Annotated in this window: 22 protein-coding genes; 12 read left to right on the top strand and 10 right to left on the bottom strand. The window is 64.0% G+C overall.

The features are described from left to right. Positions 1 to 76: 76 nt before the first annotated feature. Entirely contained in the window at positions 77 to 1,597 is a 1,521-nt protein-coding gene (locus tag GC127_RS12405; protein ID WP_151978385.1) for a DUF2125 domain-containing protein, read from the bottom strand. 130 nt (positions 1,598 to 1,727) lie between these two features. Between GC127_RS12405 and GC127_RS12400 the strand changes: the two genes are divergently transcribed. Both GC127_RS12400 and GC127_RS12395 read left to right on the top strand, forming a co-directional pair. Next, positions 1,728 to 2,477: an SDR family oxidoreductase gene (locus GC127_RS12400; RefSeq protein WP_151979733.1), complete on the top strand. Its 750-nt coding sequence runs from the start codon at positions 1,728 to 1,730 to the stop codon at positions 2,475 to 2,477. Next, positions 2,474 to 3,106: an enoyl-CoA hydratase/isomerase family protein gene (locus tag GC127_RS12395; RefSeq protein ID WP_254700098.1), complete on the top strand. Its 633-nt coding sequence runs from the start codon at positions 2,474 to 2,476 to the stop codon at positions 3,104 to 3,106. The genes GC127_RS12400 and GC127_RS12395 overlap by 4 nt, the downstream gene beginning before the upstream one ends. On the opposite strand, the gene GC127_RS12390 is transcribed toward GC127_RS12395, so the two are convergent. The 4 genes from GC127_RS12390 to rbfA are packed head-to-tail and all read right to left on the bottom strand — an operon-like array spanning position 3,107 to position 5,761. Beyond that, the gene (locus GC127_RS12390) at positions 3,107 to 3,682 is read right to left on the bottom strand and encodes a DUF1643 domain-containing protein (RefSeq protein ID WP_151978383.1); all 576 of its coding nucleotides are present in this window, start codon (positions 3,680 to 3,682) and stop codon (positions 3,107 to 3,109) included. After that, positions 3,679 to 4,584: a tRNA pseudouridine(55) synthase TruB gene (gene truB / locus GC127_RS12385; protein ID WP_151978382.1), complete on the bottom strand. Its 906-nt coding sequence runs from the start codon at positions 4,582 to 4,584 to the stop codon at positions 3,679 to 3,681. The genes GC127_RS12390 and truB overlap by 4 nt, the downstream gene beginning before the upstream one ends. A 36-nt stretch (positions 4,585 to 4,620) precedes the next feature. Next, complete coding sequence (locus GC127_RS12380) at positions 4,621 to 5,379, bottom strand: phosphodiester glycosidase family protein (protein WP_151978380.1); 759 nt, start codon at positions 5,377 to 5,379, stop codon at positions 4,621 to 4,623. After that, entirely contained in the window at positions 5,366 to 5,761 is a 396-nt protein-coding gene (rbfA, locus tag GC127_RS12375; RefSeq protein ID WP_037298203.1) for a 30S ribosome-binding factor RbfA, read from the bottom strand. The genes GC127_RS12380 and rbfA overlap by 14 nt, the downstream gene beginning before the upstream one ends. Before the next feature lie 162 nt (positions 5,762 to 5,923). On the opposite strand from rbfA, the gene dapB reads away from it, so the two are divergent. Continuing rightward, entirely contained in the window at positions 5,924 to 6,742 is an 819-nt protein-coding gene (gene dapB, locus GC127_RS12370; RefSeq protein WP_081507813.1) for a 4-hydroxy-tetrahydrodipicolinate reductase, read from the top strand. A gap of 58 nt (positions 6,743 to 6,800) precedes the next feature. Beyond that, the gene (locus GC127_RS12365; RefSeq protein ID WP_151978378.1) at positions 6,801 to 7,154 is read left to right on the top strand and encodes a dihydrodipicolinate reductase; all 354 of its coding nucleotides are present in this window, start codon (positions 6,801 to 6,803) and stop codon (positions 7,152 to 7,154) included. An 18-nt stretch (positions 7,155 to 7,172) separates the two neighbouring features. Here the strand turns inward: GC127_RS12365 and GC127_RS12360 are convergent, their stop codons facing one another. Continuing rightward, positions 7,173 to 7,364, bottom strand: coding sequence for a DUF1674 domain-containing protein (locus tag GC127_RS12360; protein ID WP_151978376.1), 192 nt, complete (start codon positions 7,362 to 7,364; stop codon positions 7,173 to 7,175). A 69-nt stretch (positions 7,365 to 7,433) separates the two neighbouring features. Here GC127_RS12360 and GC127_RS12355 point away from each other — a divergent pair, with 69 nt between their 5' ends. The 7 genes from GC127_RS12355 to GC127_RS12325 all read left to right on the top strand — a co-directional run bounded on the left by GC127_RS12355 (position 7,434) and on the right by GC127_RS12325 (position 15,933). Continuing rightward, entirely contained in the window at positions 7,434 to 8,702 is a 1,269-nt protein-coding gene (locus GC127_RS12355; protein ID WP_081507811.1) for an RsmB/NOP family class I SAM-dependent RNA methyltransferase, read from the top strand. Between the two features lie 95 nt (positions 8,703 to 8,797). Continuing rightward, entirely contained in the window at positions 8,798 to 10,552 is a 1,755-nt protein-coding gene (locus GC127_RS12350) for a heparinase II/III family protein (RefSeq protein WP_151978374.1), read from the top strand. Between the two features lie 24 nt (positions 10,553 to 10,576). After that, on the top strand, positions 10,577 to 12,166 hold the full coding sequence (purH, locus tag GC127_RS12345) for a bifunctional phosphoribosylaminoimidazolecarboxamide formyltransferase/IMP cyclohydrolase (RefSeq protein ID WP_151978373.1): 1,590 nt from the start codon (positions 10,577 to 10,579) through the stop codon (positions 12,164 to 12,166). A 7-nt stretch (positions 12,167 to 12,173) separates the two neighbouring features. Further along, a complete protein-coding gene (lspA, locus tag GC127_RS12340; protein WP_008281842.1) occupies positions 12,174 to 12,644 on the top strand; it encodes a signal peptidase II in 471 nt (156 codons plus the stop codon). Positions 12,645 to 12,695: 51 nt separating this feature from the next. Further along, the gene (locus GC127_RS12335) at positions 12,696 to 13,208 is read left to right on the top strand and encodes a DUF3035 domain-containing protein (RefSeq protein WP_008281841.1); all 513 of its coding nucleotides are present in this window, start codon (positions 12,696 to 12,698) and stop codon (positions 13,206 to 13,208) included. A 74-nt stretch (positions 13,209 to 13,282) separates the two neighbouring features. Next, a complete protein-coding gene (locus GC127_RS12330) occupies positions 13,283 to 14,623 on the top strand; it encodes a pitrilysin family protein (RefSeq protein ID WP_151978371.1) in 1,341 nt (446 codons plus the stop codon). Next, the gene (locus GC127_RS12325) at positions 14,620 to 15,933 is read left to right on the top strand and encodes a pitrilysin family protein (protein ID WP_151978369.1); all 1,314 of its coding nucleotides are present in this window, start codon (positions 14,620 to 14,622) and stop codon (positions 15,931 to 15,933) included. Before GC127_RS12330 ends, GC127_RS12325 begins: the two co-directional genes overlap by 4 nt. 4 nt (positions 15,934 to 15,937) lie before the next feature. On the opposite strand, the gene GC127_RS12320 is transcribed toward GC127_RS12325, so the two are convergent. From GC127_RS12320 to GC127_RS12305, 4 genes are read right to left on the bottom strand one after another with little or no spacing between them, the layout of a single operon-like run. Next, complete coding sequence (locus tag GC127_RS12320; protein WP_151978367.1) at positions 15,938 to 16,924, bottom strand: tetraacyldisaccharide 4'-kinase; 987 nt, start codon at positions 16,922 to 16,924, stop codon at positions 15,938 to 15,940. Beyond that, positions 16,921 to 18,141: a 3-deoxy-D-manno-octulosonic acid transferase gene (locus tag GC127_RS12315; protein WP_081507805.1), complete on the bottom strand. Its 1,221-nt coding sequence runs from the start codon at positions 18,139 to 18,141 to the stop codon at positions 16,921 to 16,923. Before GC127_RS12315 ends, GC127_RS12320 begins: the two co-directional genes overlap by 4 nt. After that, positions 18,138 to 18,857 carry a 2-dehydro-3-deoxygalactonokinase gene (locus tag GC127_RS12310; protein ID WP_151978366.1) on the bottom strand — a complete coding sequence of 240 codons (720 nt, stop codon included), beginning with the start codon at positions 18,855 to 18,857 and terminating at the stop codon, positions 18,138 to 18,140. Before GC127_RS12310 ends, GC127_RS12315 begins: the two co-directional genes overlap by 4 nt. Then, positions 18,854 to 19,300 (bottom strand): TIGR01244 family sulfur transferase, encoded by a 447-nt coding sequence (locus GC127_RS12305; protein ID WP_008281835.1) that lies wholly within the window; start codon positions 19,298 to 19,300, stop codon positions 18,854 to 18,856. Before GC127_RS12305 ends, GC127_RS12310 begins: the two co-directional genes overlap by 4 nt. A 258-nt stretch (positions 19,301 to 19,558) precedes the next feature. Here GC127_RS12305 and GC127_RS12300 point away from each other — a divergent pair, with 258 nt between their 5' ends. Further along, positions 19,559 to 19,993 (top strand): universal stress protein, encoded by a 435-nt coding sequence (locus tag GC127_RS12300; protein WP_008281834.1) that lies wholly within the window; start codon positions 19,559 to 19,561, stop codon positions 19,991 to 19,993. The last annotated feature ends 8 nt before the right edge of the window (positions 19,994 to 20,001 follow it).

Raw genomic sequence — 20,001 nt, 5'->3', positions numbered from 1 at the left:
CCCACGCGCAAGCCCGCGCCCAAGCAAAAGGGCCACGCGCCTGCGCCCGTGGCCCCTCTGTGCGATAATTTTCGCGTTATTTCAGACGCTGACCGTTGGCCAGAACCTGCCCGTCCTCGGTCACTTCGATGCGCGAGGTCAGCTCATCCTCGCCCGCCCCCGTGCGCGCAAACATGCCGGCCATCATCCGCACCATCATCGCCTGATCCTCGGCCACAAAACCCATGCCGATCAGCGTATCCAGCAGACCATTGCCCCCGACCAGACGCAGATCAATCGCGCCTTCCGGTGCGGGCACCCCATCAAAGCTGGTCAAGTCCGACTGATCAAAGGTAAACGCCCCTGCCCCGGTCAGCTTGGCACCCGCAAGCTCCACCGTCAGGTCATTCAGAACAAGGCTTTCAACCTCGCCCGGCACCTCGTCGCTTTCCTCAAGTTTGGTCATCTGTTCCGGGTCCAGCAGATCGAAAAAGAGCCGGCCCTTACCCGACAGGTCGACATTGATCGTCGCGGGATCGCGCGGCAGTTGCGCAGCCGGATCGAACATCGCCCAAAGCGAGTCGGCCATGGTAAACCCGCCGAATTCCAACCCCAAGGCGAAATCCTGCGTTTCGTCGCTCTTGGACACAGGCATCAATAGGTTGAACCCCATCCGCGCCATTTCGGCCGTCACCGGAAATGGCATCGCGCTGCCCTCCAAGGCCATGCGCACGTCGCGCCCCTCGCCGCCATAGAGCAAGCCATCCGGCCCCATACCCACGCGCAGCTGACCGCCTTGCGAACTTTGCGTTCCCTCGACGACCCCATCCTCACTGGTCAACGTGTAGGTCGTGTTCCCCTCTTCATAGTCGATTAGGCTGTCCACCCGAAACCCGGCGCGCAAGGCCGCCGCCATGTCGGTGGTGTCAACGCCATCGACCATATCGCCATCCCCGGTCATGCTCAGCCGCGCCATCGTGCCTTGAATTTCGGCGCGCCCACCTTCCTCGGTGTCGGTGAAATCAATCTCATAGACCACCGGACCAGCCGTCAGCTCTTGTGTGACGGCGCGCATGCCACCATCAAGCGCGCTCTGATGCTGACCTTCCATATCGGTCATGCGAATTTCGGCCAAACCAATTTCAACTGTGTTCTCGCTCGTGACAATATCGTTCAGCGTCATCGCCACCTCTTGCGCCGCATAGTCATAGGTCATGGCGCTTGGGTCCCCCGTCACGACCATTTCCATGCCTTTTTGCGCAACCTGCATCGTGATCGCCACCTGCTCGCCGGTCTCGTCCTTGAGGTCCATCGCAATCGGCATGACCTCGGGCAGGATCACGGCCACCGATCCGTCGCCTTGCTCGACCAGTTGCATCTCTCCCATGCGCAGCTCGACCGTGCCGCCCTCTTCGGGGACGGCCAACCGCATCGCCATATCGCGGATCGTAAGCGTGTCGCCCGCCTGCGCGGTCTGGGCCGTCACGGTATAGCCATTGCTTTCCAGATAGCTCTGCCAATCCTGCCAGACTTCGGCGGCGGTTAGATCAGCAAATCCAGCTGTCGCCGACAGGCAAAGAACAGAGGTAGAAGCGGCAAGCGTGCGCATATAGGACATCGAGAGCACCTTTTTGAAAATCGGAGTTACCGACAACTTCGGTTGTCCCGGCATCATGGTCAAGGGATGATCTGACTGGAACTTGGCCCACCCCGGCGTTAGGACGGGGGCACTGATGAAGGGGAATACTATGGATATGCAAGGCAAATGCGTTCTCATCACCGGCGCCAGCAAAGGGATCGGTGCCGCCGCTGCGCGGGTTTTTGCCGCTGCGGGCGCGCAGGTGGCACTGGTCGCGCGCAACGCCGAGGCGATTGCCGAACTGGCCGGCGAAATTGGCCCTTCGGCCATCGCCATCCCCTGCGATGTCAGCCGCTACTGGGAAATGGAGGCCGCCGTCGCCGCCTGCCACACGGCCTTTGGTCAGTTGGATGTGCTCATCAACAATGCAGGCGTGATCGAGCCGATCACCAGCCTGTCAGAGGCCGACCCAGAAGCATGGGCGCGCGCCATCGACATCAACCTCAAGGGCGTGTTCAACGGCATGCGCGCGGCCCTGCCCGGCATGATCACGCGCGGCTCGGGCAGCATCCTGACCGTCAGCTCTGGGGCAGCCCATAGCCCGCTCGAGGGATGGAGCGCCTATTGCACCTCCAAGGCCGGGGCCGCGATGCTCACCCGCTGCGCGGATCTTGAGGCCGCATCCGCCGGTGTGCGCATCATGGGTCTCTCGCCCGGCACCGTCGCCACCGACATGCAGCGCGAGATCAAGGCCAGCGGCGTGAATCCCGTCAGTCAATTGGACTGGTCCATACATATCCCCGCCGACTGGCCCGCCCGTGCCCTTTTGTGGATGTGCAGCCCTGATGCCGCTGAGTTTGCAGGACAAGAAATTTCCTTGCGTGACGAGGCCATCCGCCGCCGGGTCGGGCTGGTATGACCACGGCCCCTCTGGTCACGCTCGAACGCGACGGCGGGCTTTGGATTGCCACCCTCAACCGCCCGGACAAGGCCAATGCCCTGACCGAAGCGATGCTGACCGACTTGGCCGAAATCGCCGAAGCCGCGCAAGCGGCCCGCGCATTCATCCTGACCGGCGCAGGCCGCGTGTTTTCCGCCGGGGCCGATCTTGAGGCCGTGCATGGCGGCCTTGCCACCAGCCCGGTTTGGGAACGCCTCTCATGCGCTATAGCGGCCCTGCCCGGCCTCAGCATCGCCGCACTCAACGGTACGGTCGCAGGCGGGGCCATGGGCATGGCGCTCGCCTGTGACATCCGCATCGCCGCCGAAGGCGCGGGCGCATTCTATCCGGTGATGAAGCTTGGATTTCTGCCGCAACCCAGCGACCCGGCCCGCCTTGCCGCCCTGATCGGTCCGGTGCGCGCCCGGATGATCCTTTTGGCCGGGGCGCGGCTCAGCACGGAAGAGGCGCTCGGCTGGGGTCTTTTCGACCGCGTGGTCCCGCGCGACGGCGTATTGGCAGCCGCGCAGGAATTGGCTGCACCAGCCCTCTCCGCCTCAGCCGCCCATGCAACCACCCTCAAGGCGATGTGTCGCGTGATGGTCTGATCACCCGACCACAGGCATAGGAAATGGCCTGAGCCGTGTATCCTTGCGCAGGTAAAGCGGATGTTTGGCCGATCCGTCCTTGTTCAACCCAAGACACATCAGCGGCTTGCCCGTCGCGGCAATCTCGCACAGGGCCTGCCGCACAACCCCTTGATACCGCGCGTGAAGTTTCCCAAACGCCAGCACAACCACTTCGCATTGCTCCGCCATTGCCACCAGTGCCGGGATATTCGCTTCGCTGCACGCCTCATTGGGATCACGCGGCAGGTCTTTGGGCGAGGTCGCCCGCCAATCCAGCATGTTGCCCTTGAAATAAAACGAGTATCCCCAATCCTTGGCGAACATCACTTCTCGATGACAGGTCGGATCAGAGACCTCGGCGCTCGCGACTGACGGGTTCATCCCCACGAATAGCACCCGTCGCGGGGCCACCCCGTCAGCCGTCCAATCGCGGCTCAAAACCTGCCGATACCGCCCGCAGGCCGAGTATTCCGCCCCGCCGACCACCCCGTCAGGCAGGCGCAAGCGCACCTTGCCGCCCGGATCATGCAGATGATCGGGGGCAGCCCCACTCATTGATTAAACACCCGGCTAGGATGCAGTTCCCCCGCCTTGTAGCGCCCGACAGCCACAGCCTTGCCGTCAATCGCGGCCCAGCATTCGTCGCCATATTCAATGCCCTGCGCGATCACCATGCCGGGGTTGCCATTGCGCAGGCGCGCCGCGCCCTCGGGCGTGGCCGTAACCATGGGCACATCCGCGAGCCCCTCTTCAAGCGGGCGTACATGCGCCTCCAATTCCGGCGTGTGCGCCAGCTTGTCGATGTCCTCGATGCTCAACCCATCCTCGGCCTCGAACGGGCCCGACCAAACGCGCCGCAACCACGCCACATGGCCGAAACAACCCAGCTTCTCGCCCAGATCCCGTGCGACCGAGCGCACATAACCGCCCTTGCCACAGGTCATTTCCAACACCGCATGATCCGCATCAGGCCGGTCCACGAGCAGCAATTCCTCAACCCACAGAGGCCGCGCTGCCACTTCGAACTCTTCGCCCTCACGTGCCAGCTTATAGGCGCGTTGCCCGTCAATCTTGACGGCGGAATATTTCGGCGGCACCTGCATCACATCCCCGACAAAGCTACCAAGCAGCGCCTTGATGTCCTCATCCGTGGGACGGCGGTCGCTCTCGGCGATCACCTCGCCCTCCGTGTCATCGGTGTTGGTCGCCTGCCCCAATCGCACGCAAAACGTATAGGCCTTGAGCGCGTCGGTGATATAGGGCACCGTCTTGGTCGCCTCGCCAAGCGCTACGGCCAGAACCCCCGTCGCCTCAGGGTCGAGCGTGCCGGCATGGCCCGCCTTTTGCGCCTGCAACGCCCATTTCACCTTGTTGACCACGGCGGTCGAGGTCATGCCAGCGGGCTTGTCCACAACCAGCCACCCCGAAATCTCGCGCCCTTTGCGTTTGCGTGCCATGCCCGGCCCTTTGCCTGTTGCCTAAGCCAGCAGCGCCTAATCCACCGCAGCATCCGCGTCAATCACCGCGCCCACCATCGGCCCCAGAGGAAAGCCGATGTCAGAGCGCCCCAACCCCGGCGCGAACAGACGCGATATCTTGCCATCAAAGTAAAGCGCTTGGCGCACTCTCAGGTGATCGCGAAAAAATCGCCCGAATGTGTGAAAATTCACCGCCCGGTCAGAGATCACGAACCAGGCCCGCCGCCCGTCTTCCGACGTGCCTACCCCGTTGCGGATATAGCGGCTGTCGCTTTCCACCAGAAACCGCGGATGCAGCGCGCCATCAATCACCAGCATCGGACCCGATTGGCTGGCATCACGACAGCGCGGGCGCTCGCGCGCAAACCGCAGGGTCTCGATCACATCGGCGCGGCCCTCTCGGATGCAAAACACCCCGTTGGGCAAGAGGCCGAAATTGCCGGGGCCATCGCGGGTGACAAGGCCGCGCATCTCTTGGCCCGCCTCCACATAAAGCCCCACCGGGCTGCGATCTGCATGATACATCCCTGCATTCATCGCAAAGACCAGCGTTTTGCCCTCGGCCTTCAGCTTGCCTTCAATTGCCCCAAAGCTGCCCAGCGGCGTGCCGGTCTCGACGCTGTTTAGAAAAAGCCGAAGGTCATCGCGCACCATGTCCACTGCGCAAACGGTATAGCTTTCGCCTTCGAACCGTTCGGCACGGCACTCTGCGGCCTGCCCCGCGCCAGAGCTGAACACCGCCACAAGCAAAAGACCGAGCCTAGCCTTCAACATCCCGACGCACCGTATCTTGATCAAAGAGGCGTCGCGTCTCATCCATCTGGTCAAAGGTCTCGTCCAGCCGAAACCGCAGATCGGGCGCGTATTTCAGCCCCACCTTCTTGCCGATCATGCGCCGCAACTCGTTCTTGTTGCGCGCAAGGAGCGCGATCAGATCGTCTTGCCCCTCGCCCCCCAACGGCATCACATAGGCCGTCGCGATCTTCAGATCAGACGAGGTGCGCACCTCGCCCACCGTCACCGAAATACGGTTGAGGTCGGGATCGTGGATGTCGCCGCGCATCAGCACCTCGGACAGCGTCCTGCGGATCAACTCGCCCACGCGAAGCTGCCGTTGCGAAGGGCCGGGCCCATCATGAAACTTGTTCTTTGCCATGCCCCGCATCTAATCGCTTGGACCAGCATTTCCAAGCAGAGAAATCGGCCCAGCTTCTTCTTGGCTGAAATACTCCTGCCCAGACCGTGCCGTCACCCGCGCCCTTGCCGCTTCAAGCCCGGCGCGCTATGCAGGCCCGCAATCACCACCAAGGAGCCACCAATGACCGACCTGCCGGGCATCGTGATCACAGGGGCCTCGGGCCGTATGGGCCAGATGCTGATCCGCACGCTGGCTGAGAGCCCCCGCGCGCAGCTGATCGGCGCGTTGGAGCGACCCGGACACGATTGGATCGGGCAGGATGTGGGCCGCGCGATGGGCGGGGCCGAGATCGGTGTCACAGTGACCGATGACCCGCTTGAGGCAATCGCGCGCGCCCATGCAGTGATCGACTTTACCGCGCCTGCCGCCACACTGGAATTCGCCATTCTGGCAGCTCAGGCGCGGGTCGTGCACGTGATCGGCACAACCGGGTTTGAGGCAGAGCACTTGACGAAGCTGGACGCCGCCGCGCGCCATGCGGTCATCATTCGCGCGGGCAACATGAGCCTTGGTGTCAACCTGCTTACCCAACTGACCAAGCGCGTGGCAGCGGCCTTGGACGAGGATTTCGATATCGAGATCGTCGAGGCGCATCACAATCAAAAGGTCGATGCACCCTCGGGCACGGCGCTCATGCTGGGCGAAGCGGCGGCAGAGGGGCGCGGGGTGGCGCTCGAGCGGGCCAGCGACCGCGCCCGCGACGGCATCACCGGCAAACGCACGCGTGGGCATATCGGATTTTCCGCCATTCGCGGCGGCGACATCGTGGGCGAGCATGACGTGATCTTTGCAGCGGCGGGCGAGCGGATCGTCCTGCGCCACATCGCCACCGATCGCGCGATATTTGCGCGTGGCGCGCTCAAGGCCGCACTCTGGGGGCTGGGGCGCAAACCGGGCAACTATGACATGATCGACGTTCTGGGCCTCGGCGATAACTGATCCGATCCCGGCACTCCTGCGTAACCACCTTAGAAACCAACTTGGCTATGGTGTCCCGATGCGTGTTGCCCTTGCTGTTATTTTGATCCTCGGCCTTGCCGCCCCTGCCATGGCAGAGGGCTTTGCCCCGGTGACAAAACGCGACCGCTTCGTTTCTCTGATCGAGGGGCGTGATCTGACGCGGTTCGGCATCACCTTGAACGTGACCTCTGATGGCCAGATCAAAGGCCGTGCCTTTGGTCGCGATGTGACCGGCGCATGGCGCTGGAACGGAGATTACTTCTGCCGTGATCTTTATTGGGGCAGCATGGATCTTGGCCCCAACTGTCAGGCCGTGCGGGTGCAGGGCAACACGCTGCGCTTCATCTCGGATCAGGGCGCTGGACAATTTGCCGATCTCAGCCTGAGATAACGCCGCGCGCCAGCCCCCTCAAAAGTCGATGGCAAGGCCCTTCTTCTCCCAATCGCCGTAGCGCACGGGTTCCAAACCTTCACGTCGGCCGCCCAATTCGCGCGGCAGGTCCAGTGCTTCGGCCGCTTTGCGCCGCGCCTCGGCTTCGGCAAGCGCGCGCTGTGCTGCGGGGGGCAAATCACGGGACGGCATCTGTATATCATCGGTCATGGACGGGCTTTCCTTGGCAAGACCCCCCTGATATATCGCACAGCCAACCCTTCGCCAAGGACATGGCCCATGAAAAAGCCCAAGCTCACCGCCCGCTCCGCCGCGGCGCATCTGCTCGACCGCGTGTTGGGCGAGGGGCGGCTTATGTCCGATCTCATCGCGGGCGGCGCGCTTGATCCGCTTGCCCCCGCCGACCGCGCCCGCGCGCAACGGCTGGCCTCCGAAACATTGCGCGGGCTGGCGCGCGCCGACCGCCTCTTGTCGCGCCACCTGCGCAAGGGGCCGCCCCTGCCCGTGCAGAACGTGCTGCGTCTGGCAACCGTAGAGCTGGCACAGGGCGGCGAGTCGCATGGCGTGGTCAATGACGCCGTAGACATTATCGGCCAGAGCCCGCGTCATGCCAATCTCAAGGGGCTGGTCAACGCCGTGCTGCGCAAAGTGGCCGAAGAGGCCCCGCGCAGTTGGAACGACCTGCGCCAGCCCGGCCTGCCCGATTGGCTGCGTGGCCCATTGGTCGAGGCTTGGGGCAAGGGGGCTGTCACCGCGATGGAACGCGCACATTTCGCCGGGGCAGCGCTCGACATCACCGTGAAATCCGATCCGCAAGGCTGGGCAGACCGTCTGGGTGCCACGCTTTTGCCTACGGGTTCGCTGCGGCGCAGTGATCCGGGGCAGGTCTCGGCCCTGCCCGGCTATGCCGAGGGCGCATGGTGGGTGCAGGACGCTGCCGCCGCTTTGCCGGTGCAGGTTCTGGCCCCGCAGCCCGGCGAGACAGTGCTGGATCTCTGCGCCGCACCGGGGGGCAAGACGCTGCAACTGGCCGCGGCAGGGGCCGAGGTGACAGCGCTGGACCTGTCAGAGCGCCGCATGGCACGTGTTGCCGAAAACCTTGCGCGCACCGGGCTTGAGGCCACCTGCCGTGTCGAGGATGCCCGCGCCCATCAGGGGGGACCCTATGACGCAATTCTGCTCGACGCGCCCTGTTCGGCGACAGGCACCATTCGGCGGCATCCCGACCTGCCCCATGCCAAGGACGGCTCAGACTTTGGCGCGCTCATCACCCTTCAGGCCGAGATGCTGGATCATGCGCTGACCCTCCTGAAACCTGGCGGGCGGCTTGTCTTTTGCACCTGTTCGCTTTTGCCAGACGAGGGCGAATGTCAGGTAGAGGAAGCGCTGGCGCGTCATCCCGGCCTCACAGTTGACCGCGCGGCCCTTGCGCAGCCGGGGATTGATCCCGCGTGGATCACCGAAGAAGGCGGCCTACGTCTGCGGCCCGATTACTGGGCAGACTTGGGTGGAATGGATGGATTCTATATCGCCTGCCTGCGGTTTTAAGGCCAGAAAAGCCAACAAAGAAACGGTGACTTGATTCCCCCCCACCGCTATAGTGTGCTCATCAACGCCGCGAGAAGCGTCCAGAGGCACGGCATATGTCCACATCCGATCCCTTGCCAGAACGCTGGCCAGAGCGCTGGTCGCGCCTGCTGAACCGGCTGGCGGCACGCCGCGCCGCGCTCAGCCGCCCTGCCACCGCCTTTCTGTCGCAGCCGGAACCGCGCAGCATCGGCTATCTCGCGCGGGGCCGTCAGCTGTGCGCAGGAAATTTCGTCTTTGCGGGGCACCTCATAGAGGCCCCGGATACGCTCATCTGGAAACTTGACCCGCCCGACGCGGGTTTTGCCGCGCAACTGCACGGCTTTGGCTGGCTCGACGATCTGGCGGCGGCGGGCGATGCGGCGGCACGGGCGCGCGCGCAAGAATGGCTCTGGGCTTGGATCGACCTTTACGGCAACGGCACCGGACCGGGCTGGACCCCGGATCTGACTGGCCGCCGCCTGATTCGCTGGATCAGTCAGGCGCTTTTCGTGCTCAGCGGCCAGCCGTCACAGGCGTCTGGCCCCTTTTACCGCTCTTTGGCGCAGCAGACCGCCTTTCTTGCCCGCCGATGGCAGGCCGCCCGCCCCGGTCTGCCCCGGTTCGAGGCGCTGACCGGGTTGATCTATGCCGGATTGTCGCTTGAGGGGATGCACCCGCATCTCGATCCGGCGCTGACGGCGCTGGCGCGAGAATGCGAGACGCAGATCGACGCGCAGGGCGGCGTGCCCACCCGCAACCCAGAAGAGCTGCTAGAGGTCTTTACCCTGCTCACATGGGCCGCCATGGCGCTCAGCGAATCCGGCAGGACCGCAGGCGAGGCGCATTGGCGCGCGATCGAGCGGATTGCCCCAACCCTGCGCAGCCTGCGCCATGCCGATGGCGGGCTGGCCCGATTTCACGGCGGCGGGCGCGGGCTGGAAGGGCGGCTTGACAGCGCGCTTGCCACCAGCGGGGTCAAGACCCGGCGCACGGATGGGTTCGCCATGGGCTTTGCCCGGCTTGGCGCGGGCCGCACCAGCGTGATCATCGACGCGGCCGCGCCCCCCACCGGCGCGGCGTCCTCGGGGGCGCATGCCTCGACCCTTGCGTTGGAACTGACCTCGGGCCGACGCCCGCTGATCGTCAATTGCGGCTCAGGCCATAGTTTTGGGCCAGAATGGCGACGGGCGGGCCGGGCCACGCCCTCGCATTCGACGCTGGTGCTGGCCAATGGCTCCAGCGCGCGATTGAGCAATGACAAACGCCACCCCGACTGGCTGAGCGAAGCGCCGCGCCATGTGCCGGTCAACCTGACCAAGGCCCCCGACGGGCTGCGCTTTGAAGGGGCGCAGGACGGCTATCTGCGCGGTCATGGCCTTACCCATGTGCGCCAACTCGACCTTACCTTGGACGGGCGCGCGCTGGTGGGTGAGGATATGCTGCTCGCCATCGAAGAGACGGACAAACGCCGCTTTGACCGCGCCCTAGACGAGACCCGCATGAAGGGCATTGCCTATGATATCCGCTTTCATTTGCACCCGGATGTAGATGCCTCGGTCGATATGGGGGGGGCCGCCATCTCTCTGGCGCTGCGCAGCGGCGAAATTTGGGTGTTCCGCAGCGACGCGCGCGCCGCTTTGTCCTTGCAACCGAGTGTGTATCTTGAAAAAACGCGCCTCAAACCGCGTGCGACCAAACAGATCGTTTTATCCGGTCGCGCGATGGACTATGCGACCCATCTGAGATGGTCACTGGCCAAGGCGCAAGATACCCCGGTCGGCATCCGCGATGTCGAGGAGGAGGCGCTTGATCCCGTGGCCGATGAGTGAACCGACAAGGCAGGACCGCCCGACATGACCGATCACGCGCCCATCACCCGCGCCCTTCTTTCTGTTTCCGACAAGACCGGGCTTCTCGAGCTTGGCCAAGCGCTGGCCGCGCGCGGGGTCGAGCTTTTGTCCACCGGCGGCACCGCCAAGGCGCTGCGCGAGGCCGGTCTTGCGGTGCGTGACGTGGCCGAGGTGACCGGCTTTCCTGAAATGATGGACGGGCGCGTGAAAACCCTGCACCCGATGGTGCATGGCGGCCTTTTGGCGCTGCGCGACAATCCCGAGCATCAGGCGGCGATGCAGGCGCATGGGATTGGTCCGATCGACCTTTTGGTCGTCAACCTCTACCCGTTCGAGGAAACCGTCGCCCGCGGTGGCGACTATGAGGACTGCGTCGAGAATATCGACATCGGCGGCCCAGCGATGATCCGCGCCGCGTCCAAGAACCACGGCTTTGTCACCGTGGTCGTGGATGTGGCCGATTACGCGCCGCTTCTGGCAGAGCTGGACGCGCATAACGGCCAGACCACACGTGCCTTCCGTCAACGACTGGCGCAAATCGCCTATGCCCGCACCGCCGCCTATGACGCAGCGGTCAGCACATGGCTGGCCGGGGCCATCGACGATGCCACGCCGCGCCGCCGCGCCTTTGCTGGCACGCTGGCGCAAACCCTGCGCTATGGCGAGAACCCGCATCAGGCAGCAGCCTTTTACACCGATGGCTCGGACCGGCCCGGCGTGGCCACCGCCCGGCAGGTGCAGGGCAAGGAACTGAGCTATAACAACATCAACGACACAGACGCGGCCTTTGAACTGGTGAGCGAATTCGCCCCGGCCGATGGCCCTGCCTGCGCCATTATCAAACACGCCAACCCCTGCGGCGTGGCGCGTGGCGCGACCCTGCTTGAGGCCTATAAACACGCCTTTGATTGCGATCGCACCTCGGCCTTTGGCGGCATCATCGCGCTCAATCAGCCGCTGGATGCCGTCACCGCAGAAGAGATTGCAGAAATTTTCACCGAGGTGGTGATTGCCCCCGGTGCCGACGCCGGTGCCATGAGTATTTTCGCCAAGAAGAAAAACCTGCGCCTCCTTTTGACAGACGGGCTGGCTGATCCCGCCACGGCGGGGCGGATGATCAAGCAGGTGTCCGGCGGCTATCTGGTACAGGACAAGGATACCGGCCATATCGCCGCAAGCGACCTCAAGGTCGTGACCAAACGCGCGCCCGACCCGCGCGAATTGGCGGATCTGCTCTTTGCGTGGAAAGTGGCGAAACACGTCAAATCCAACGCCATTGTCTACGTCAAGGATGGGGCCACCGTGGGCGTGGGCGCAGGCCAGATGAGCCGGGTCGATAGCTGCCGCATCGCTGCGCGCAAGGCGGTGGACATGGCCGAAACCCTTGGTCTGGCGTCCCCCCTGACCCAAGGCAGCGTCGTGGCCTCGGATGCGTTCTTTCCCTTTGCAGATGGCCTGATGACCGCCGCAGAGGCGGGTGCCACCGCGATCATTCAGCCCGGCGGCTCGATGCGCGACGACGAGGTGATTGCAGCGGCGGATGCGGCGGGGTTGGCGATGGTCTTCACCGGCATGCGCCATTTCCGGCACTGACGCGCCGATGCGGATTGTTTTCTGGACAGCATTCTGGATCTTCCTGCTGGATCAGGCCACGAAATATCTTGTGGTACATGCGATGGACCTGCGCAGTCTCGGGGCGATTGACCTGTGGCCGCCGTTTATCAACCTCCGCATGGCGTGGAACTACGGCATCAATTTCGGGATTCTCGCCGGTGATGATCCGGTCACACGCTGGGTGCTGATCGCGGTGGCGCTGGTCATCGCAGGCGCAGTGCTCTGGTGGGTGCATACCGAACCCCTGGGCCGCTGGCACCGCTTGGCGGCGGGGCTGCTGGTGGGCGGCGCTCTCGGTAATGTGATCGACCGGCTGATCTATGGCGCGGTGGCGGATTTCCTTAATATGTCTTGCTGCGGCTTTACCAATCCTTATGCGTTCAACGTGGCCGACATTGCGGTTTTCGTCGGGGCCTTTGGTATGGTTCTGCTGCCGTCTGGCAAAAAGCCCTCGTGACCTCGGGCTTTGAATGCGATAAGGCTCCCATGACCTTGCAGGAGAGTGGCGATGGCGATGCCGCGAAAAACAGTTCTGACCCTTCTTGTGGCCACTTTCGTGGCCGGGTGCGGCGGGCGCGACGACGTCACGCTCAGCAAGATTCGTCATACCGGAAACGGGCCTGACGAGTTTTCCATTATTCCCGGCAAGCCCTTGCAAACACCCGAGGATTTGGCCAGCCTGCCTGCCCCGAACCCCGGTGGTGCCAATCTGACGGATCAAAACCCGCTGGCCGATGGTTTGGCCGCCTTGGGGGGCAATTCGGCAGGTGGGGTCGCAGGCAATGGCGCGCTCGTCAATCACGCGAACCGCTACGGGGCCACCCCCGCCATCCGCCAGACCCTCGCCGCCGAGGACAAGGCCCTGCGTCAGGCGCATGGCCGCGTCGACGTGCTGCGCTTCCTGCCGGGCGACGATTATGTTCAGGCCTACCGCCGCGAATGGCTGGATGCCTATTCAGAGGAACAACGTCTGCGCAACCGCGGCGTTCTCACCCCGGCAAGCCCGCCCCCGCCAGAGTGAAAACCCAACCGCTTGAAACGGCGCGGCCAAGGCGTATCTACTTGATCAAATGCGACTTAGACCGGAGACCGTAAATGCGACATTTCCTTGCCGGGCTGACGCTGGCCCTCTTACCGCTCGCGGCCCCAGTATCAGCAGCGACCACCGATCAGGTGACGCATTTCACGCTCGACAACGGGCTTGATGTGGTGGTGATCGAGGATCACCGCGCGCCAGTTGTCACGCAAATGCTGTGGTATCGCGCCGGGTCCGCCGACGAAACGCCGGGCGTCTCGGGCGTTGCACATTTTCTTGAACATTTGCTCTTCAAGGGCACCAAGACCATGGAACCAGGCGAATTTTCCGCCACCGTGGCGCGCAATGGCGGCTCGGACAATGCATTTACCAGCTATGATTACACCGCCTATTTCCAGCGCATCGCCGCCGACCGGCTGGAGTTGGTCATGCGGATGGAATCGGACCGTATGACCAATCTGCAGCTCGACGAGGCCGATATCCTGACCGAGCGCGATGTGATCATCGAAGAACGCAATCAACGCGTCGAAAACAGCCCCGGCGCGCTGTTCCGTGAGCAAAAGAACGCGACGCAATATCTCAATCACCGCTACGGTGTGCCGATCATCGGCTGGCGGCACGAGATGGAGGCCCTCGATCTTGACGCGGCGCTAGAGTTCTATCGAACATTCTACGCCCCCAATAACGCCATCCTGATCATCGCGGGCGATGTCACGCCTGACGCGGTGCGCGCTCTGGCCGACACCTATTACGGCCCCATCCCTGCCAACCCTGCCCTGCCCGAGCGCGCCCGCCCGCAAGAACCGCCGCAACTTGCCGAGCGGCGGATCACGATGCGCGACGCGCGCGTGTCGCAACCCTATGTGACCCGCTCCTATCTCGCCCCCGAGCGTGACAGCGGCGCACAGGGAAAGGCCGCAGCGCTGACCCTGCTGGCCGATATTCTGGGTGGCGGTCAAACATCCCTTCTGGCCGAGAAACTGCAATTCCAGAACCAGACAGCGGTGCAGGTTGGCGCGTCTTATTCGGGCCTGTCGCTGGATGACACCACCTTTGACCTCTTTGTCGTGCCCGCCCCCGGTGTCACACTGGAACAGGCCGAGGCGGCGATGGACGAGGCGCTTCTGACATTCCTGGAAACAGGCGTGGATGCCGAACAGCTTGAGCGTATCAAGACGCAATTCCGCGCCTCGGAAACCTATGCCCGTGACGATGCCGGCGGCTTGGCCAATCGCTATGGTCAGGCGCTGACACAGGGGCTGACCGTGGCCGATGTGCAGGCGTGGCCCGCGATCCTTCAGGCCACAACCGAAGAAGACATCCTGCAGGCCGCACGCGACGTGCTGGATCGCACGCAATCTGTCACAGGCTGGCTTATGGCACCGGAGGTCACGCAATGATCCGTTTCGTTCTGAGTTTCGTTCTTTTGCTGGCTGCGCTGCCCGCGCGCGCTGAAATCGAGGTCAGGGAAATCACCACGCCCGGCGGGCTTGAGGCTTGGCTGGTCGAGGATCACTCGATCCCCTTCGTGGCGCTTGAATTGCGCTTTCGCGGCGGCGGCACTCTTGATCCGGAGGGCAAGCGCGGCGTGACCAATCTCATGGTCGGCCTGCTTGAGGAAGGCGCCGCCGAGATGGACGCGCAGGGCTTTGCGCGCGCCTCTGAATCCCTCGCCGCCGATTTCCGCTATTCCGTCAATGACGACCGCGTCAGCGTCTCAGCCCGGTTTCTGACCGAAAACCGCGATCAAGCGGTTGATCTCCTGCGGTCAAGCCTCGTAGAGCCGCGCTTTGATCCCGACGCCATCGAGCGTGTGCGCGCCCAGATCCTGTCGATCATCAACGCGTCGCAAACCGATCCGCGCGATATCGTCGGACAAGCGTTTGACAGCCTCGTGTTCGGCGATCATCCCTATGGCTCATCGCTTGACGGCACCATCGAGAGTGTCACGGCCCTTACCCGCGACGATATTTTGGCCGCACATCAGGGCGCTCTGGCCCGTGACAGGCTTTATGTCTCTGCCGTGGGCGACATCACCGAGGCAGAGCTTGCCGCCCTTCTCGATAGCCTGCTTGGCGACCTGCCCGAAAGCGGCGCACCGCTGCCGGGCAATGTTGCGCCCAATCTGCCGGGCGGTGTGAAGGTCACGGACTTTGCGACACCGCAATCCATTGTGGCCTTTGCCCAACCGGGCATCGACCGCGACGATCCCGATTTCTTTGCCGCCTATATCCTCAACCACATCCTTGGCGGTGGCGGCTTTGAAAGTCGGTTGATGAGCGAGGTGCGTGAAAAGCGCGGCCTGACCTATGGCGTCTATTCCTACCTCGCGGACAAGGACGCGGCCCAACTCTGGATGGGGTCTGTCGCCTCTGCCAACGACCGCGTCGCCGAGGCGATCACTGTCATTCGTGACGAGTGGGACCGTATCCACACAGAGGGTGTCACACCTGAAGAGCTGGAAAACGCCAAAACCTATCTGACCGGCGCCTACCCTTTGCAGTTCGAGGGGAATGGCCCCATCGCCGACATCGCCGTCGGCATGCAGATGGAGGGGTTGCCGACCGATTACATCGTAACGCGCAATGACAAGGTGAATGCAGTCACGCTCGACGATATCAACCGTGTCGCGCGGGAATTGCTCGATCCGGAAACGCTGACCTTTGTGGTGGTGGGTCAGCCTGTTGGATTGGACAGCACCCTCAACTGACGGATCATTTGTCCTGACGCAGCCCCACCTGCGTCAGGGCCGCATCCAACGGCGCAAGGTCTGACACCTGCAAGCGCATCGGCAGGCTTAGCACCTTGCGCCGGAACGCCAGTGGTAACCGCACGGCATCCTCTTCTGTCGTCACCAGTTGGGCGCGGCGCAAAGACGCCTCTCGCTCCAACCGCGCCAATAGGCCCGGACCATAGGCTTCCTCGGTGGCCAACGCCTCAAAGCGCACAGGCTCTGCCCCAAGCCCCCGCAACATGGCAAAGAAAAGCGCCGGATCTTCGCCCCCCGCAAAGGCCAAGACCCGCGCGCCCGCCCAATCCATGCCCGTTTCCAGCGGGTGCAATTCGCCCGCCATCACCGGCGATGAAATCCGCGCGCCCCATAGCGCTGCAAACCGCGCCTGCGCGGCATGCGGCCCCACCGTCAGCATCAGGTGAACCCGCGCCAACCCAGCCTCCAACGGCTCGGCAAGTGGCCCAGCCGGACGACACCGCCCATTGCCAAAGCCGCGCACGGCATCGACCACCCCAATGGACAGGTCCTTGATCAACGCGGGATCGCGCAGCCCGCCCATCATCACCAGACAATCGGCAGACCCCTCCGCCAAGGCCGCCCGCGCGCCCTCAGCCCAGTCGGGCGCAACCCAAGTCGGCGCAAAATCGGCCGCAAGCAGCGCAGCGCCCCCAACCTCCTCCGCACCATGGCGGCGCGGATCAATCCGAACCGGCCCCGCCGCCCCGCGCGCAAGGACCACGGGCGCAAACCCAAGCCGCTGCACCTGCCCGATCACCGCCAGCACCGCAGGCAAATTGCCCACGCTCCCCGCCGCCAACATATCGACCGAGATCACCGGCATCGGCGCACGCCAGCCAACCTGATCTTCCCCCGCGCGCCGCGCACGCCAGAGCGCCCAAGGGGTCAAAAGCCGCGCGCGCAAACCGGGCCGATCCGGTGGCGTGAACCAATAGGCGGGCAGGCTCATCGCGCGGCGTCCAGCCTATCCAGCCGATCCAGCAGCATATCTTGAATGCGGTCAGTCACAGCCGCCCCACGCGAGGCCACATCCCACGCCGCATGCGCCATCACCGCCGCCTGATCCGGCGCAATCAACCGCTGCACCGCCGCTGTCAGCGTCGGGCTGTCGCGCACAATCCGCGCCGCCCCCGCCTCGGCATAGCGCGAATAGCGATTGAGATAGCGGCCCACATTGGGGCCGTAAAGGATTGCCGAGCCATGCGCGGCAGGCTCATTGGGATCGCGCCCATGTTGTCCAGACACCAGCGACGAGCCCATGAACGTCACCGGGGCCAGACGATACCACAGCCCCATCTCGCCCCGCGTATCGGCCAGAATCACCTGCGTTGTCTCGCTTGGGATCTCGCCCTCGGACCAGACCGCCACCCGCCAACCCTGCGCCTCCAGCGTGGCGCGCATCTCGGCGCAGTCCTGCAAATCGTCCGGCACAAGGATCAGTACGCTGCGATGCGCCAGACGGCTGACTTCACGGTGGGTTTCCAGCACGGTTGCCAATTCATCGCGGTGGATGCGCGAGGCCAACCAGATCGGGCGACTGCGCAAAAGGCCCGCCATCTCTTCGCGCTCGGCGGCATTAAACGGCAGCGTCATCGCGCCTTCTTGGAACGCGCCCGTGACGGTCACGATCCGTTCGGGTGCCCCAAAGCGGCGCACCAGCCGTGCCGCCGCTTCGGTCCGCGTCAGGATTTCCGTAAATAGCCCCAGCACTGCGCGCGGCATGTCGGGAAACCAACGCCAGCTTGCCCGGTCCAGATTTTCCTCGTCGGCATCAACCAGATAAAGCGGGGTCGCCATCCGCGAGGCACAGATCAGCAGCGCAGGCCGCAAATCACCGCCCGTCCACACGCAGATGTCAGGCCGCCAATGGGCCAAAAATGCCTCAGCGGCGGGTAGGTTATCCTCGGGCACTGTCTGCCAGATGACCGATGCCGCCATGTCGGTCCGGGCCGGGGTCGTGCTTGATGTGGTCAACAAAAGATGCAAGCCGCGCCGCTGCGCCGCCAACCGCTCCGCAAGATGCACCAGCGTGTCCGCGCGCGCCGCATCGACCGCATGCGCCCAAATCAAGGGCCCGGGCGGGCGCACCTGATCCGGCACAGGGCCCGCGCGCCCGGCGCGGCGCGCATAGGCCAGATAGGCCGATAGGCTAAGCGACCGGCTCATGCCAGCACCCCGGCAAGCGCCGCCAAGGCCGATGCAATCAGACTTTCAGGCGCGACATGCTCGACCGGCGCCCCATGCTCTCGCAGCGCCCCGGCAAGGCCCGCTGCCTGTGATCCATCCGCAATCAGCACCACGCTTTGCCCCAGCCAATAGGGCCGCGCCGCCGCCAATTCCGCCGCCAGAAGATGCCCGGTGATCGCTGCCGAATCCCCGCGCACCTCCGCCCCCCGCAGATGCGCCGCCAATCGTTCCGGACGGCTGAGCGTATCAGCCATGGCCTCGGCGCAGGGCAGCACCGCACCGCCCAAAAGACGCACCAGCCGGGGCGTCACAAAGCTCTGGCAACTCACCGCCTCGCCCGCGCTCAGATGCACCCAATGGCTCAGGTCGCGCCCGACCACCCAAGCCACCCCATCCCATTGCGCCCGCGCCTGCAAAAGACCGATCAGCAAAAGGCGCACCCAGGCGTCAATCACATCGGGCGGGGTGTCCTGAACCAGCGGGGCCAGACCCCGCCCACCTTGGGGCAATACCTGCGTGGGCAGGTGATCCCCCTGCCCCTCACCGATGCGAAACACCCGCTGCGGCATCGACAGCAGCTGCGCCCGCGCAGCTGCTTGATCCGGGGCTGCGGCCTGCTCGACGATCCGGGCGCCCTGCATCACAAAGGCGCGCGCGCACGCTCCGTCATGGCCGATGGCGGCCCAATCGGTCATTGTCGGCGTTCAAGCTGCGCCACAAGACCGGACATGTCATAGCCCGCCTTCGCGGTCGCGCGCAGGATCTCGTCCGCACCCAAGTCTTCGAACCGCGTGATGCTCCACAGCATCGTGCAGCGCGTGCCAGAGCGGCAATAGGCAAGGATCGGCTTGGGCATTTCCTCTAGCGCCACGCGAAACTCGTCCAGCGCAGCCTGCGTCATCTGCCCAGAATGGATGGGCACCCACCGCACCGCCAGCCCCGCCGCTTCTGCCGCCGCCGCAACGGCATCAAACGCAGGCTGCCCGTAATCCTCGCCATCCGGTCGGTTGCACAGGATCGAGCGATATCCGGCATCGACGAGCGCGGCCACATCCGCCACCTCGATCTGCGGGGACACAGTGAAATCTTGGGTAATCAGGCGCAAGTCCATGAGGCTCTCCAGCAGGGTTTGCCCCATCTATGCGCAAATCCCCCGCCGGATTCAATGGGACAGACGTCACCGTGACAGAGCGGCGCGCGGCGATACGCCACGCACGCAACTCTGCATCAAAGCCGAAGATTCTTGCAGGACATCCCGAATTTTGCCGAAATTTACAGCGTTCGGCCTGCAAAACCGGGAAATCCGGGAAAACCGCAGACGTAACCTCTGGTAGAGTAACCTACCGGGCGCCGTCAGGATGCCCGGACAAGCAACAACAACGAGGGAGATCCTGTCATGTCTGGAAAGTTCGTCGTCGGCTACGACGGCAGCGTGTCATCGCGACGCGCCTTGGAATTCGCGGTAGACCGCGCACGCGCTCAGGGCGGCACCATCGTTCTGGCGCATGTGCTTGAATGGTCGCCCTATTCCTTCCTGACCGCAAGCGAACTGGAAGAGCGCCACAAACGCCGCCGCGAAGAAATGGAACGCGCCGAAAAGGCGATCACCTCTACCGTCGTGGCCGAATTGCAGGACAGCGGGATGCCGGTTGAGACCATGATCCGCTACGGCAATACCGCCGATCTGCTCTGCCGTATCGCCAAAGAGGTGAACGCCGTTCAAATCGTGATCGGGCGTGATGGCCAGTCGGCGATTGGCGCGCGGGTGTTCGGATCGGTCGCCGGTGCGCTCGTGCAGACAGCGCCGGTGCCCTGCACCATTGTTCCATAAAATATAGA

Source organism: Roseovarius sp. EC-HK134 (genome assembly GCF_902498815.1).
GTDB classification, from domain to species: Bacteria; Pseudomonadota; Alphaproteobacteria; order Rhodobacterales; family Rhodobacteraceae; genus Roseovarius; species Roseovarius mucosus_A.
This window is presented reverse-complemented; position numbering and strand designations above follow the sequence as displayed.

Excerpts from the sequence above, each read along its gene's own strand:
- GC127_RS12405 (WP_151978385.1), bottom strand. The coding sequence starts at position 1,597 with ATGTCCTATATGCGCACGCTTGCCGCTTCTACCTCTGTTCTTTGCCTG.
- GC127_RS12400 (WP_151979733.1), top strand. The coding sequence starts at position 1,728 with ATGGATATGCAAGGCAAATGCGTTCTCATCACCGGCGCCAGCAAAGGG.
- GC127_RS12395 (WP_254700098.1), top strand. The coding sequence starts at position 2,474 with ATGACCACGGCCCCTCTGGTCACGCTCGAACGCGACGGCGGGCTTTGG.
- GC127_RS12390 (WP_151978383.1), bottom strand. The coding sequence starts at position 3,682 with ATGAGTGGGGCTGCCCCCGATCATCTGCATGATCCGGGCGGCAAGGTG.
- truB (WP_151978382.1), bottom strand. The coding sequence starts at position 4,584 with ATGGCACGCAAACGCAAAGGGCGCGAGATTTCGGGGTGGCTGGTTGTG.
- GC127_RS12380 (WP_151978380.1), bottom strand. The coding sequence starts at position 5,379 with ATGTTGAAGGCTAGGCTCGGTCTTTTGCTTGTGGCGGTGTTCAGCTCT.
- rbfA (WP_037298203.1), bottom strand. The coding sequence starts at position 5,761 with ATGGCAAAGAACAAGTTTCATGATGGGCCCGGCCCTTCGCAACGGCAG.
- dapB (WP_081507813.1), top strand. The coding sequence starts at position 5,924 with ATGACCGACCTGCCGGGCATCGTGATCACAGGGGCCTCGGGCCGTATG.
- GC127_RS12365 (WP_151978378.1), top strand. The coding sequence starts at position 6,801 with ATGCGTGTTGCCCTTGCTGTTATTTTGATCCTCGGCCTTGCCGCCCCT.
- GC127_RS12360 (WP_151978376.1), bottom strand. The coding sequence starts at position 7,364 with ATGACCGATGATATACAGATGCCGTCCCGTGATTTGCCCCCCGCAGCA.
- GC127_RS12355 (WP_081507811.1), top strand. The coding sequence starts at position 7,434 with ATGAAAAAGCCCAAGCTCACCGCCCGCTCCGCCGCGGCGCATCTGCTC.
- GC127_RS12350 (WP_151978374.1), top strand. The coding sequence starts at position 8,798 with ATGTCCACATCCGATCCCTTGCCAGAACGCTGGCCAGAGCGCTGGTCG.
- purH (WP_151978373.1), top strand. The coding sequence starts at position 10,577 with ATGACCGATCACGCGCCCATCACCCGCGCCCTTCTTTCTGTTTCCGAC.
- lspA (WP_008281842.1), top strand. The coding sequence starts at position 12,174 with ATGCGGATTGTTTTCTGGACAGCATTCTGGATCTTCCTGCTGGATCAG.
- GC127_RS12335 (WP_008281841.1), top strand. The coding sequence starts at position 12,696 with ATGGCGATGCCGCGAAAAACAGTTCTGACCCTTCTTGTGGCCACTTTC.
- GC127_RS12330 (WP_151978371.1), top strand. The coding sequence starts at position 13,283 with ATGCGACATTTCCTTGCCGGGCTGACGCTGGCCCTCTTACCGCTCGCG.
- GC127_RS12325 (WP_151978369.1), top strand. The coding sequence starts at position 14,620 with ATGATCCGTTTCGTTCTGAGTTTCGTTCTTTTGCTGGCTGCGCTGCCC.
- GC127_RS12320 (WP_151978367.1), bottom strand. The coding sequence starts at position 16,924 with ATGAGCCTGCCCGCCTATTGGTTCACGCCACCGGATCGGCCCGGTTTG.
- GC127_RS12315 (WP_081507805.1), bottom strand. The coding sequence starts at position 18,141 with ATGAGCCGGTCGCTTAGCCTATCGGCCTATCTGGCCTATGCGCGCCGC.
- GC127_RS12310 (WP_151978366.1), bottom strand. The coding sequence starts at position 18,857 with ATGACCGATTGGGCCGCCATCGGCCATGACGGAGCGTGCGCGCGCGCC.
- GC127_RS12305 (WP_008281835.1), bottom strand. The coding sequence starts at position 19,300 with ATGGGGCAAACCCTGCTGGAGAGCCTCATGGACTTGCGCCTGATTACC.
- GC127_RS12300 (WP_008281834.1), top strand. The coding sequence starts at position 19,559 with ATGTCTGGAAAGTTCGTCGTCGGCTACGACGGCAGCGTGTCATCGCGA.